Origin of the sequence: Cypionkella psychrotolerans, assembly GCF_001294535.1 — a bacterium.
Classification (GTDB): domain Bacteria; phylum Pseudomonadota; class Alphaproteobacteria; order Rhodobacterales; family Rhodobacteraceae; genus Cypionkella; species Cypionkella psychrotolerans.
The window spans coordinates 22,830-36,628 of the sequence record NZ_LGIC01000041.1; the positions used below are offsets into that span (position 1 = coordinate 22,830).

At 57.6% G+C, this 13,799-nt stretch carries 12 protein-coding genes, 1 pseudogene and 1 other annotated feature; of the genes and pseudogenes, 8 read left to right on the plus strand and 5 right to left on the minus strand.

What is annotated here, in order from left to right; translation table 11 throughout:
• Genes AKV04_RS09650 through AKV04_RS09670 form a run of 5 tightly spaced genes read right to left on the minus strand, consistent with a single transcriptional unit; the run spans window position 1 to window position 4,829 of the window.
• Entirely contained in the window at window positions 1–1,374 is a 1,374-nt protein-coding gene (locus AKV04_RS09650; RefSeq protein ID WP_054006242.1) for a M20/M25/M40 family metallo-hydrolase, read from the minus strand.
• Window positions 1,371–2,129, minus strand: coding sequence for an SDR family NAD(P)-dependent oxidoreductase (locus AKV04_RS09655; protein WP_054006243.1), 759 nt, complete (start codon window positions 2,127–2,129; stop codon window positions 1,371–1,373). The genes AKV04_RS09650 and AKV04_RS09655 overlap by 4 nt, the downstream gene beginning before the upstream one ends.
• Window positions 2,126–3,145, minus strand: coding sequence for a ketopantoate reductase family protein (locus AKV04_RS09660; RefSeq protein ID WP_054006244.1), 1,020 nt, complete (start codon window positions 3,143–3,145; stop codon window positions 2,126–2,128). Before AKV04_RS09660 ends, AKV04_RS09655 begins: the two co-directional genes overlap by 4 nt.
• Window positions 3,142–3,843, minus strand: a complete 702-nt coding sequence (locus tag AKV04_RS09665) for a creatininase family protein (RefSeq protein ID WP_054006245.1) — start codon at window positions 3,841–3,843, stop codon at window positions 3,142–3,144. Before AKV04_RS09665 ends, AKV04_RS09660 begins: the two co-directional genes overlap by 4 nt.
• Window positions 3,843–4,829, minus strand: coding sequence for a GntR family transcriptional regulator (locus AKV04_RS09670; RefSeq protein WP_162232851.1), 987 nt, complete (start codon window positions 4,827–4,829; stop codon window positions 3,843–3,845). The genes AKV04_RS09665 and AKV04_RS09670 overlap by 1 nt, the downstream gene beginning before the upstream one ends.
• Window positions 4,830–5,007: 178 nt before the next feature.
• Between AKV04_RS09670 and AKV04_RS09675 the strand changes: the two genes are divergently transcribed.
• The 8 genes and pseudogenes from AKV04_RS09675 to AKV04_RS25505 all read left to right on the plus strand — a co-directional run bounded on the left by AKV04_RS09675 (window position 5,008) and on the right by AKV04_RS25505 (window position 13,681).
• Window positions 5,008–6,585 carry an ABC transporter substrate-binding protein gene (locus AKV04_RS09675; RefSeq protein WP_054006247.1) on the plus strand — a complete coding sequence of 526 codons (1,578 nt, stop codon included), beginning with the start codon at window positions 5,008–5,010 and terminating at the stop codon, window positions 6,583–6,585.
• Window positions 6,586–6,651: 66 nt separating this feature from the next.
• The gene (locus AKV04_RS09680) at window positions 6,652–7,590 is read left to right on the plus strand and encodes an ABC transporter permease (RefSeq protein ID WP_054006248.1); all 939 of its coding nucleotides are present in this window, start codon (window positions 6,652–6,654) and stop codon (window positions 7,588–7,590) included.
• Window positions 7,587–8,414 (plus strand): ABC transporter permease, encoded by an 828-nt coding sequence (locus tag AKV04_RS09685; RefSeq protein WP_054006249.1) that lies wholly within the window; start codon window positions 7,587–7,589, stop codon window positions 8,412–8,414. Before AKV04_RS09680 ends, AKV04_RS09685 begins: the two co-directional genes overlap by 4 nt.
• The gene (locus AKV04_RS09690; protein ID WP_082351587.1) at window positions 8,411–9,400 is read left to right on the plus strand and encodes an ABC transporter ATP-binding protein; all 990 of its coding nucleotides are present in this window, start codon (window positions 8,411–8,413) and stop codon (window positions 9,398–9,400) included. The genes AKV04_RS09685 and AKV04_RS09690 overlap by 4 nt, the downstream gene beginning before the upstream one ends.
• On the plus strand, window positions 9,397–10,401 hold the full coding sequence (locus tag AKV04_RS09695) for an ABC transporter ATP-binding protein (RefSeq protein WP_054006251.1): 1,005 nt from the start codon (window positions 9,397–9,399) through the stop codon (window positions 10,399–10,401). The genes AKV04_RS09690 and AKV04_RS09695 overlap by 4 nt, the downstream gene beginning before the upstream one ends.
• The gene (locus tag AKV04_RS09700; RefSeq protein ID WP_054006252.1) at window positions 10,398–11,912 is read left to right on the plus strand and encodes a carboxypeptidase M32; all 1,515 of its coding nucleotides are present in this window, start codon (window positions 10,398–10,400) and stop codon (window positions 11,910–11,912) included. The genes AKV04_RS09695 and AKV04_RS09700 overlap by 4 nt, the downstream gene beginning before the upstream one ends.
• Window positions 11,913–11,921: 9 nt before the next feature.
• Window positions 11,922–12,404: a ribonuclease E activity regulator RraA gene (gene rraA / locus AKV04_RS09705; protein ID WP_054006253.1), complete on the plus strand. Its 483-nt coding sequence runs from the start codon at window positions 11,922–11,924 to the stop codon at window positions 12,402–12,404.
• Window positions 12,405–12,523: 119 nt separating this feature from the next.
• Window positions 12,524–13,681, plus strand: a pseudogene (locus tag AKV04_RS25505) (IS3 family transposase).
• Window positions 12,758–12,874: a sequence feature (AL1L pseudoknot), on the plus strand. Its footprint overlaps the pseudogene before it by 117 nt.
• Window positions 13,682–13,799: the final 118 nt, after the last annotated feature.

Here is a 13,799-nt window from a genome sequence, read left to right on the forward strand (position 1 = left end):
TCAGAGCCTTGCCAGTCGCTCGATCAATCGTGCCCAAGCGACCATCCCAAGGCGAAAGTTCGACAGGCGCAGAAACTCGTTGGGAGCGTGATAGTCTTCGTCCGAGGTTGAGAACGAGAAGAACACCATCTCGGCACCCAAATGGGTTTTGAACACCTCGCCAATCGGGATCGTTGCCCCCATCGCCACCCGCAGCGGCGGCGCACCCAGAAGCTCGGCCAGAACGGTTTCGGCAATCGCCAATGCGGGCAGGTTCGGGTTAAGCGCAAAGGCAGCAGAGCCCGGGCCGCGGCCGATGGTTTCCATCATGTAACCTGTCGGCAAAACGCTTTCCAAGTGCCGCAAAATTGCGGACTTGATCGCCTCGGGGTCTTGGCCTGCCACCAGCCGACAGGTGATTTTTGCCGAAGCCGTTGCGGGGATCACCGTCTTGGTGCCCGCCCCAGCATAGCCGCCCGAGATGCCGTTGAACTCTAGTGTGGGAACGAGCCATTGCCGCGTGAGCAGATCTTCGCCAGAAGGCATAGGATCGGGATGCGGCGCGCCGATGCTGTCGAAATAAACGGCGGGGTCGAAATTGGCGCGGTGGATGGCTGCAAGGATCAGAGGGTCAGGTTGCGTGGCCGCATCAAGGAACCCCGGCACGATAACCCTGCCTTGATCGTCGTGCAGTCCGGCAAGGATGTGCGTCAATGCACGGATCGGATTGGGGGCAGAGCCGCCATGCCGCCCGGAATGAAGGTCTTTCGCGGCCCCCGTCAAAATGACTTCAAACGCGACCAAACCTCTGCTTGCGACAGTGAGCGAGGGCAGATCGGCCCGCCACATCGCCCCATCAGCAGACACCACCAGATCGCAGGCCAAGCGGTCTTTCAGGCGGGCCACGGTCGGGGAAAGATGCGGGCTGCCGGATTCCTCTTCGCCTTCAATGATGATTTTGAGGTTCAGGGGAAGTTTGCCATGCAGGGTGTGAAAAGCTTTGGCCACAACGATGGGAATAAGCAGCGGGCCTTTGTCATCAGACACGCCACGGGCAAAAAGCCTGTCATTCCGAATGGTCGGCTCGAAGGCGGGAGACGTCCACTTGTCTAACGGATCAGGTGGTTGCACATCATAGTGGCCATAGATCAACACCGTGGGCGCCCCCACTGCATCGCACCATTCGGCCACAACAGCCGGATGCCCGCCGGTTTCCACGATCTCTACCACTGGAAAACCCGCATCGTGCAATTGCGCGGCCACAAAGCGCGAGGCTTCTTCGATCCCGGCCTTGTAGGCCGGATCGGTCGAAACACTTTCGATTCGGCAAAAGGCTTTTAGCGTGTCGAGCGCCTTCGGGGTGTAGGCTGCAAGCCAATCCTCAATGGCGCTCATTTGCCGCCATCCACGCCAAGGGTTTCGCCGCTGATCCAGCCAGCATGATCAGAGCAAAAGAATATCACCGCATTGGCAATATCGTCGGGCGATCCAAGTCGGTGCAGCGCGATGCCAGCCAACAGCTTGGCCTTACCATCCTCGCCCATCGCCTCATATTGTCGCTCGGTCGTTGGGTTGGACAGTATAAACCCCGGTGCTACGCAGTTCACCGTGATATTCCAAGCCCCCAATTCATGTGCTAATTGCCGAGTCAGACCGATCTGGCCCGCTTTGGCGCTCGCATAGGCCTGAATACCGGTCAGGCTGATTGAACGCCCCGCCCCCGAAGAGATATTGACGATCCGCCCGCGCTTGGCCCGCTTCATGGCCGGAGCCACGGCTTGCGACATCATAAAGCTGCCTGTCAGGTTGACGTTGAAGATCGCATGCCAATCGGCTGCGGAAATCTCTTCAATCGGGCGACCGGTCTGACCGCAAACTCCGCCCGCGTTGTTCACCAGAATGTCGATCCGGCCTGACGTGGCCTCGATCCCTGCCACCACCTTTTGCACCGCCTCGCGGTCGCCGACATCGACCACGGCGCTATGGCAGTTGGGGCCGCACAGCCGCACAGTCTCGGCGAGCCCCTCGGCGTTGATATCCAACACATAAACCTGTGCTCCACGGGCGACGAAGCCTTGGGCTATCGTGCGGCCAAAGCCGTGTCCCGCGCCGGTGACAATGGCCGTTTGACCTTCAAATCCGATGATCATGCGCTCACCTTTGCCAGTTCGGCCAGATTTTCCATTGAAAGCGGGCGGGTGCCGCCTTCAATCTCTTCGATCATCGAAATCAGCCTGCCGGTTAGCGGCGTGTCTATACCATGTTCCGCGCCTCTGGCTGCAATGGGGCCAAGCTGCGCCACCACTTCGGTCTTACGCTTGCGAATGGCAAGATCGCGCCAGATGCCGGAATGGCTTTTTGCCGAGCGGCGGTTGTGAGCGACCATATCAGCGAAGGATTTATCCAAGGCAGCCTGCCCCGCATTGGGGGCAAAAGCAGCTGGATCAAAGCCGTCAAACGCCTCGGTCTTCACGCCTTCGGCGGCGGCCACCGCGCCCACTTCCTGGGCCAGTTTGGATAGAATCGGCCGAGGCGCGGGATTATCAAGCACATCGGCAATCGAGTCGTTGGTCAGCGCAGTGCCAAACAGCAGCGCGCCATAGATCATCTTGCCCCAAAGGTAACCCCAGATATTCGGAGTCAAAACCGCCTTGGGGTCAAACTTTTGCAACAAGTGATGCAGGTCTTTGATGCGGCCGGATGTAGAACCATCCAACTCACCAATAACCGCCGCACCATGACCGGAATAATGCACCACGCCCGGCTCAAGGTAATCTGCGCCAAAATTTACAAAGCAGCCGATGGTGCGCCGAGCCCCCACTGCGCGGGCGATGGCGATTTCGTTCAGACCGTTTTGGGCCGACACCACCACGCCATCTGAGGCGAGGTGCGGAGCGAGTTCGGCCATCGCCGCCTCGGTATGCAGCGCTTTGACACACAGAAATGTCTGGCGGAATTGACCCTTAAGATCAGCTGGCAAAAACGCGGGCGCATGGACAACATCCTGAAAAATCGGTCCATCGATCCGCAACCCATTGGTGTTGATAGCGGCGACATGCTCGGCCACATTATCGACAAAAACCACCTTATGGCCCGCGCGCAAGAACGCCGCACCCACAGTGCCGCCGATGGCACCCGCGCCCCAGATCAGGATCGGGTCGCTCACGTCCAACCTCCCGACATTAAAGCGCGGGTTTCGGCCACTGCGATATCCCAAAGCGCCTGCATCTCGACGTCATCGCGCTGGTAGTAACCGCCGAAATTGCCGTCACCCAGCATGGTACGCACCCCATCGGGGTCTTGCACGCGCATCTTGTCAAAATCGACCATCGGCTTGCGCTGTTCGGGCTGCACCACACCGGGCAAGCGCGTCCAGGCAAAGTTCTCCATCCAGGATGCATGCGAGGCGACAGGGTCTATCTCTTGCACCTTGGCGAAGGTTTTGGGCGCGTTCCACCAGTTGTGAAACTTTACGGCATGACCGGGGTGATCTGCCATCCATTCAATCGCGAGGCTGGCCGCGGGCGAATTGCCGCCATGGCCATTGACGAACATGATGCGTTTGAAGCCCTGCCTGCGCAGCGAGTCTAGAATATCGCGCACGATGGCTACGTAGGTTTCTACCCGCATTGATATCGAACCGGGGTAGGCGAGAAAATAAGGCGTAACCCCGTAAGCCAGCACAGGAAATACCGGAATCCCCAAAGGTTCGGCAGCATCTAGGGCCACTTTTTCTGCAAGGATGGAATCCACTGAAAGCGACAGGCCTGCATGCTGTTCCGTGCTGCCCAAAGGCACAACGGCAAGATCGTCACCCTCCAGATAGGCATCGACCTGATGCCAGTTCATCTCAGACACTTTCATTATGCTTCCTTTGTGTTCCGCTCGGCATGCGGTTGGGCAGGGGTAAGTAGCGGCATAACCAGACGGTCGATGTCGCCGGGATCGGGGATGTGGCGGTATTCAATTTTCAACATGTCGGCGCGTGCAAGACGGCCCGCATCTTCAGCGCCGGTTGCCAGCACAATCACATCGCAGCCTGCCAATACTGATTGCAGATCAGGATCGTCCATGTTGATCACGGAAAAGGTTTGAACATGCGCAGCAAAGCGGCGCACGCCCAGTGTGAGGATGGGCAAAAACTCTACAAAGCGCGAGACCACGGCAACTCGTGCCATCGGATCAAGTCCGGCCAGCGCCATCCGGGTGGTTTCGGAGGGTATGAAACGCAATGAGATAATGTCACTGCGCGACGTGAGGGTTTCAAGCTCGGGGTGAAGATTGGAAAACGTCAACACCAGATCGGCGCAGCGCACTTGGCTTAGCAGTTCCGCATCAGCGCGGATGGCGCCAATCGTAACAGATTCAACGATAGCTTTGTCGCCGACCTGATTGGCCAATCGGTCGGCATAGCTGGCAGTGGCGTCGTCAAACAAACCCACAACAACGATTCGCATCCGCGCAGTGGCGTTCAAGCGGTGAATAACGCGCGCGTTCACCAACGCCACCAAATCGGCACCCTGAAGCCCAAGTTCCGTTGATTGATCAATCAAACGGTCGATTTGGTTGCGAATCCCAACTGCCTCACCCATCCGCCCGGCAGCCGAGAGGCGGCTGTCGGCGACAAAAGTGCCGGAACCGCCACGGCCCTCGATCAAGCCGTCAGCTTTCAGTTCAGCATAAATAGTGCTGATCGTCATAGGTGCTACTCCGACCTGATCAGCCAGCGCGCGCACCGACGGCAACGCCGCGCCAACCGGCAATCGGCCAAAGGAAATTTCGTGTTCAATGGCACCACGAATCTGCTGGCGCATCGGGATGGGATTGTTTCGGTCGACAAGGATTTTCATGTGAGCGATACCGGTATCGTTATAATATATTAGAACGTTTTTTTGCCATATTGACACTTCATAAGCATCGATACGATATTTTCTGGGCATAATCTACAAAACTGTTCTGTTGACATACCAAATTCGGCGCGTAACGTAGTGAAGAATTATAACAGATGAAACCTCGGGGGTATCCAGAATGAAGCTATTTTCCATCACAGCCTTGACCGCTGCTGTGTTGCTTGGCAGCAGCGTGTCTGCCCTTGCGCTGGAACGCGGCGGGGTGATGACTTATGGCCGTTACACGGACAGTCTGTTCCTTGATCCGGTGCTAAATGACGCAAACGTCGATATCTGGATACTAACCAATATCTACGACACCCTGATCGCCCCATCGAAGGATGGGCTGACCCTTGAGCCTAGCCTTGCAACCGAATGGAAGCTGAACGACGCCGGCGACGAGGTCACACTTAAGCTGCGCGAGGGGGTGAAATTCTCTGACGGCACGCCGATGACCACAGATGATGTCGTGTGGTCTCTGACCCGTGCTGCCAATCCCGAGAACGGCATCTGGAATTCGCTTGATGCTTCGATCAACAAGGTGACGGCACCCGATAGCTCCACCATCTTGATCAGTCTGAAGTATCCCGATCCGACCATTCTTTCTGCGCTTTCGGTGTTCAACACTGCGATCATGCCCAAGGCGGCGTTTGAGGCGATGCCGGGTACCACCGACAAAGAAAAGGCTGAGGCTTTCGCACAGAAGCCCATCGGGACCGGGGCATTCATGCTGGAAAGCTGGGAACGTGGCGCGACCATGAAACTGGTCAAGAACCCGAATTACTGGGCGATGGGCGAGGATGGCAAGCCCCTGCCCTATCTTGATGGTCTAACGTTTGAAATCATTCCCGATGACGCGACCCGCATTCTCAAGCTGCAATCGGGCGATATTCAGGGGGCAGAGTTCATTCCATTCGCCCGCGTCGCCGAGTTGAAGGCGGATGACAAGTTGAATATGGAGTTGTTTCCGTCAACAAAGGTGAACGACATCATCATCAACGTGCGCCCGATGATAGGTGATCGCGAGAACCCGCTTTCCGACGAAAAAGTCCGTCAGGCGATGAACTACGCGGTCAATAAGGATGCGATCGTTCAAGTAGTGACTTATGGCGTTGGCACGCCGCTTACTTCGTTCATGGCCACGACTACTCCTATGCATTCAGGCACTACGCCGCTGTTTGCCTATGATCTGGAAAAGGCCAAGGCGCTGATGGCGGAATCGAAATATCCAGATGGGTTCTCGACCAGCATCCTGACACTCGCGGGCAATCAGGATGAATTGGCAACCGCCACGGCGCTGCAACAGATGTGGGCTGCGATTGGCATCAAGTTGGAGATCAAGCAGGTCGACAACGCCTCGCGCACTGACCAATACCGTGCGGGAACTTTCGATATGCGCGCCGGTGCTTGGACCAACGACATTTCGGACGCTAGCCAGATCACCTCTTACTTCGCCTATAGCCCGACCATTGACGCGCTCCATTCGGGTTGGAAAAGTGATGAGGTCGACGGGTTGTTTGTCGCCTCGCAAAAGGAAATGGACCCCACCAAACGCGCCGAGCAATTTGCGCGGATCCAAGACATCTTCAACGCAAGCGGCCCGACCATTCCGCTCTATGAAACACCCTATCCGGTGGCGCTTTCCAAATCAGTGAACGGCTTCTACCAAATCCCGCTGGGCAATAACGTGTTCCGCGAAGCCTGGATGGCAAAGTAACCTGTCCCAAAGGGGCGGCTGGGCCGCCCCTTTCCCGCAATTGAAATTCCTATTGAGGTGCGACTAGTGCCATTGGCCTCATTTATCCTGCGCCGATTGTTGCAACTGATCCCGACGCTGATCTTTATCCTAATTGTCGTGTTTGTGCTGGTTCGCCTCCTTCCCGGTGATCCGACCAGCGCAATTTTGGGGGATCGGGCGTTGGATGCCGATGTGGAGCGTATCAACCGTGAACTTGGGCTGGATCGCTCGCTGCTTGTCCAATTTGGGGTCTTTGTGGAATCGGTGTTTACTGGCGATTTAGGACGTTCGATCTCGCTAAAGGTGCCTGTAACCGAACTGATAGCGCAACGGCTTCCGATAACCATGTTGCTGACAGCAATGGCCGCGCTGATTGCATTGGTAATGGCGGTGCCACTGGCGTTTTGGGCGGCACTGCAGCGCGGGCGTGCTGCCGATGCTGTAATCCGAGGCGCATTTCAGATCGGCCTCTCAATGCCGGTCTTCTACATTGGTTTGATTTTGCTGACGGTGTTTGGTGCGAAACTTGGCTGGTTTCCTGTGGGTGGCTATGGCGATGGGTTCATTGAGCATGTGCATCATCTGTTCCTGCCTGCTCTGACGTTGGCGTTCAGTCTGTCTGCGATCATCATGCGCAATCTGCGGTCTGCGATCATCGGCGTGGTCGATGCCGAGTATGTGCAATTCGCCCGCGCCAAGGGGATTTCGTCGCGGCTGATCCTGCTGCGCCATGTGCTGCGCAATGCGCTGATATCGACCGTTGCGCTTTTTGGCTTGTCGATTGGAACGCTTCTCGGCGGAGCCGTCATCACTGAGACGGTTTTTGCGGTGCCGGGGGCTGGACGGTTGATGGTGGACAGCATTTACGGGCGCGACTATCCGGTGGTGCAAGGATTGACGATTGCACTGGCGGTTCTGGTTTCGGTGACCTTCCTTCTCACGGATCTGTTTCAAGCCTGGCTTGATCCGCGCGTGGCAAGATGAGCATCGCCTTGTACCGCACCGCATCGCTGCCGCGCCCGCTGATCTTTGGTGGAGCAATCCTTGCCGCCAGTCTTCTGTTGGCGATCTTCCCTTCGGTCTTTGCGCCCTACGACCCGAATGCGTTCGACTACGCCGCGCTACTGCAAGGGCCGAGTACTGCGCATTTGATGGGCACAGACAATTTTGGCCGCGACGTTCTTAGCCGCGTGATCCACGCCTATACCATCGACATGCAGATCGCGGTGTTTGCCACGGTTTTCCCGTTTCTGATCGGCACGGTGATCGGCGCGCTCGTGGGCTATGTTGGCGGTATCTCCGAGACCATCTTCGGACGGATCGTAGACGCTGTGATCACCTTTCCTTTTCTGGTCCTTGTCATCGCGATCGTGTCGATCCTCGGGCCGGGTTTGCTCAACATGTATATCGCTGTAGGTGTGGTGGGCTGGGTGTTTTATGCGCGCATCATCGCAGCCGAAGTGAAGGTGCAAAAGCGGCTTGACTATGCCGATGCCGGCCGCGCGATGGGATATACCCACATGCGCATCATTTTTCGCCACTTGTTGCCAAACGCGATCACGCCTGCGGTGGTGTATTGGATGACGGATATGGCCTTGGCGATCCTGCTGGGTTCCAGCTTGGGCTATCTTGGCCTTGGCGCGCAACCGCCAGCCGCTGAATGGGGTGTGCAGATCGCAGACGGCAAGAATTTCATGGCAACCGCATGGTGGATCTCGGTATTTCCGGGGCTGGCCATCGTGCTGACCGGGCTTGGCTTCAGCCTGACGGGTGACGGATTGGCCGAAGTATTGAGGACGAAGAAGTGAGAGCAGTTCTCGACGTGCGCAATCTGACCACCCGCTTTTCCACGCCAACGGGGGCGTTGGTGGCGGTGAATGATGTATCCTTTTCCCTACGTGAGCGCGAGATTTTGGGCCTTGTCGGTGAATCCGGGTCGGGCAAAAGCGTCACTTTGCGCTCGTTGATCCGGCTTTTGCCGTCGATAGCAAGCCAAAGCGGCGAGGTGATCTGGCAAGGGCATGACATCTTGAAAATGTCTCCCAAGGAAGTGCGGGCGGTGCGCGGCGGCCAAATCTCGATGATTTTTCAAGAACCAACGACGGCACTAAATCCAGTGTTGCCCATCGGTCTTCAAATCGACGAAAACTTGCGCGCGCACACCACGCTGTCGCATCGTGAACGGCTGAACCGCGCGCGCGAATTGATGGATCTGGTGGGCATCCCCGAGGCCGCCCGCCGGTTAGCCGAATATCCGCATCAATTCTCGGGTGGCATGAAACAGCGCGCGATGATCGCCATCGCGCTGGCTTCAAACCCACGGCTGTTGCTCGCGGACGAGCCGACAACAGCACTGGATGTCACCATTCAGGACCAGATTCTGAAACTCATCCTTGATCTGCGAGATGAACTGGCGATGAGCGTGATTTTCGTGACGCATGATCTGGGCGTGGTGGCAGCTACCTGTGATCGAATGGCCGTGATGTATGCAGGGCGGATCGTGGAAACAGGGACGATCGCGGACGTGTTTGCGCGACCGATGCACGCCTACACGCGGGGGCTACTCGGTTCTGTGCCGCGTGTAGGAACCGAGCGCTCGCCGCTGATGTCAATTGAGGGCACTCCGCCCGGCCTGTCGTCGATCCCCCGAGGCTGTGCCTTCCATCCGCGCTGTGATTTCGCGACCAATGTGTGTCGCGTCTCCCAACCGGTCACCGAAACTGTGGAGCCCGAACACGACGTCGCCTGTCACAACAGCCTGGCAGTTCTGGAAGCGGGGTCGCCAGTTCAATGAGTGATGTCGTAATCTCGGCCGCTGGCCTTCGTAAATCCTTCCCGCTGCCGCATGGCCTGATCGACCGGATCAGCGGCAAGGTACCGCTTGCTGTGCATGCGCTGAATGACGTGAGCTTTACGCTTCATCGCGGCGAAACCCTTGGCATCGTTGGAGAAAGTGGCTGCGGAAAGTCCACGCTGGCCCGCTGCTTAGTACGTTTGCACGAGCTGGATCAGGGTGAAATCCACTTTGAAGGCACGGATGTCGCGTCACTTTCCGGGCCTGCACGCCGCGCCTTCAATCGCCGCGTTCAGATGATTTTTCAAGACCCTTACAGTTCACTGAACCCGCGCATGACGGTGCGTGTGATCCTGACCGAAGCACTTTCGGTTCATGCCATGCGCCCGGCGGTAGAAATCCCTGCGCGGATCGCCGAACTTTTGGATCTGGTTCGCCTGCCGCAGGACTCTGCGGACCGCTACCCGCACGAGTTTTCTGGTGGCCAGCGCCAGCGGATCGGCATCGCCCGCGCCTTGGCGGTCGAACCAGAGATTTTGGTAGCCGATGAATTGGTGTCGGCCTTGGATGTGTCCGTGCAGGCCCAAGTAGTCAATCTGCTGCTCGATTTGCAACAGCGACTTGATTTGACAGTTCTCTTTGTCGCGCATGATCTGCGCCTTGTGCGCCATATCTCGCATCGGGTGGCGGTGATGTATCTGGGAAAGATCGTCGAGATCGGGCCGACCGAAGCGTTGTTCGCCGCATCGCAGCACCCGTACACCCGCGCCTTGCTTGCAGCAGCGCCCGAGTTGGACCCCAGCAAACGCAGCCGTAAGATCGCGGCAAAAGGTGAGCTTCCCAGTCCGATCCATCCTCCGAAAGGCTGTCTTTTCAACACCCGCTGCCCACATGCGTTTGATCGCTGCTATGCCGAACGTCCGCAACTGACCGACCGTTCTGTTGGCCATCAAGCCGCGTGCCATCTGACAAATTTCGACCCTAAGGATTCGTTAAAATGAGCTATTCCGCCTTCCAAACCCAGATCGCCCGCATCAATGACGTTCTTTGTGCAGTCAATCTGATGGGGTGGGATGCCCGCACGATGATGCCCTCTGGCGGGGTCGATGCGCGTGGTCGGCAGGTGGCGACGTTGACCACAATGGCGCGGGAAATGGCTACAGGCGATGCTTTGGGCCGGGCAATTGAAGCGGCGAAGGCCGAACTTTCTGGCACCCCGTCCACCGATCTGCGCTTGCGGGCCTTGGTGCAGGCCGAAACCGAAATCGCCACGCTGAGCCGGATTCCAGCGGCGGTGATCACCGAACTGGCCGGGTTGGCCACGCGGGCGCATTCCGCTTGGGCCGAAGCACGCGCCGCCAACGATTTCAGAGCCTACGCGCCCTTGCTGAAACGCATCATGGGTCTGCAGCGCGAAGTGTCGCAGGCGATTGGTGGCGCGCATCCCTATGACCCGATGGTTGCGAAATTTGAGCCGGGCATGACCTACGGCCAACTCAAGGCGGTTTATGCGGAGCTTAAGTCTGCATTGGTTCCGCTTATTGAACGTGCCGCAGCCGCCACGCCGCCGCGCATGGATTTTCTGGCGCGTGGCTACCCGGTGCCCGAGCAAAAAGCTTATGGCATGAAGATTGCAGAGCGGATGGGCTACGACATTTCGCGCGGGCGTCTGGATGACACGGTGCATCCGTTTGAGATTTCCTTCACCCGCGACGATGTGCGCATCACCAGCCGCTTTCGCGAAAGCTGGCTACCCGGCGGCGTGTTCGCGCTCTGGCACGAGGCGGGGCATGCGATGTATGAACAAGGGGGGGTGCCCGAATTTATGCGCAGCATCTTCACCACCGACCTTGTGAACCTATATGCCGTAAACGGCGCCAGTTTTGGCATCCATGAGAGTCAATCACGGCTGTGGGAAAACCGTGTTGGTCGTTCTCGCGCGTTCTGGAACCTGCATTTCGGTGAGTTGCACGATCACTTCCCCGATCAGTTGCGAGATGTGTCCGCAGATGAATTCTGGCGCTCTGTCAATGCCGTGCGTCCCGGCTGCATACGGGTCGAAGCAGATGAATTGACTTATGACATGCACATCATCCTGCGCTCGGAAATTGAGGCCGACCTGATGGACGGCGGCTTGCAGGTGGATGATCTGCCAGGTGTTTGGGCAGAAAAGATGAAAGAGTATCTTGGGGTCGATGTTCCAGATGACACCCAAGGTGTCTTGCAGGATGTGCATTGGTCACATGGCTATCTCGGATCGTTCCCCACCTATACAATCGGCAATATCATGGCCTCTCAATTCTTCCGCAAGGCGCAGACCGAGCCTGCCGTTTCAGCCGGGCTTCAGGCGGGCAATTATGCCCCGTTGCGCAATTGGCTGGGTGAGAAGATTTATCGCCACGGCCGTTCGCAGCTGCCACAAGAGACGTTGCGCCTCGCCACGGGCGAGGCTTTGGACGCCTCTGCCTATATCGCTGACCTTACCGACAAGGTTAACGCTTTGATCAATTGAGAGGCCAAAATGCTGCCTACCGCCGATCTCTTTGACGCCCATCCCGATCTCTTAGCCGTCTGCGATACCCAGTTTCGAAGCTTCGGAGGGCAATTGGAGTTTGACGGCCCCTGTTCAACGCTGGCCACGTTTGAAGATCACACACCTGTGCTGGAGGTATTGAAAACCCCGGGTTTGGGGCGGGTGTTGGTGGTGGACGGGCGGGGCTCGCTGCGGGTTGGACTCATGGGCGATCGTCTTGCGGGAATCGCGGTCGAAAACGGCTGGGCGGGGGTGATCATCAACGGCGCGATCCGGGATTCAGCTGGGATTGATGCTCTACCCCTTGGGGTCAGGGCACTAGGAACGACGGCGCGCCGCGGATTTCAGGCCACACAAGGACATCCCGATGTGAAGATCAGCTTTGGGGGGGTAACATTCGCACCCGGCAATTGGGTGTACGCCGACCGCGACTGTGTAGTGCTCGCCGAGTTGCGATTGCCGGAGAGATAGCATTGCCCCAAATCGATTCCGCGCGCTCGGGAACAAAGTGTCGATCATGCTGGCTAAATAACGGTGCCACCGGCCAGTCACCCTAATCTAAGCGCTCTGGCCCCTGAAAATCGAGCACTGTGGGACTGAACTTAGACAACGAGGGTCAGTACGGATCGCGTTGGCAGGCGACTATGTCGATTTCGGCAAGGATCGGCTGCACACCGCAGAACCTCAACGACTGGGTCAAGAGGGCCGACGTCAATATCGGCAAGCGCTCGGGGTATCACGAATGAGATGGCCGACCGCGTAAAGGCGTTGTAGCGCGAGTACCGCGACCTCCGCCAAGCGAACGAGATCCTTTGCAAGGGCAGTGCATATTTTGCGATGGCGGAGTCCGACTGCCGATCAAAGCGATGGTCAAGTTCATCGATGTCAATCGGGATACGCACGGGGTCGAACCGATCTGCTAGATGCTGCCGATCACCCCTGCCATCTTCTATGACCACTTGGCCAAGACGTGCCTATCCGGGGCGGCTGCCGGATCGCGCCAAGAGAGATGAAGCGCCTCGTCCCGAGATTCAGGGAGGGTTTCGATGCCAACTGGCAGGTTTAGGGCGCGCGCAAAGTTCTGGCGAAAGTTGCGCCGCGATGGCTTCGATGTTGCTCGCCGCACCTTGGCTAGACCGATGGAAGCCATGGATATTCAGGCGATTATCTGGGAAAGCCATAGAAGACGACCGGCCCGGACAAGAAGTTACCGTGCCGTCTGAACAAGATGAACCGCCAGTTCCGGATGTCGGCGCCGAACATGCTGTGGATTTCTGACGTCACCTATGTAGCCTTCGTCATTGATGCCTACGCCTGAAGGAACTTCGGTTGGCGCGTCGGCACCTTCCCTCATGCCGGGTTCGTTCAGGATGCCCTCGAGCAGGCTGTTCACAAATGCCGCCCGGTCACAGACATGAGGTTCGTTGATCACAATGCCCGCGGCAGGCCGATTCATGTCGATCAAATACGCCGAACAGTTGGCCAAGGCAGGCATCGAACCGTCGGTCGGCAGCGTCGATGACAGTTCTGACGACGCGCTCGCCGAGCCGATCAAGGGACGGTTCAAAGCCGAACTCATCCACCGTCGCGGCCCACGGCGCAGCTTCGAGGCCGTCGAATACGCCACGCTGGAATGGGCCGATTGGTTCAACAACCGTCGCCTCCATGAGCCCATCCGAAACATCTCGCCTGCCGAAGCCGAAGCAAACTTCTACCCAGCTCTGAAAACTGAAGCCATGGCGGAGTAAGTAACTTCAATCAGCCTCCAGCGGACCCCTAGCGGTTCATTACGCGCTAAGTTCACGCTGTAAGTTATGTTCGCAGTCCAATCTATGACGACGGTTTGTGACGTCCATAGTATCGACA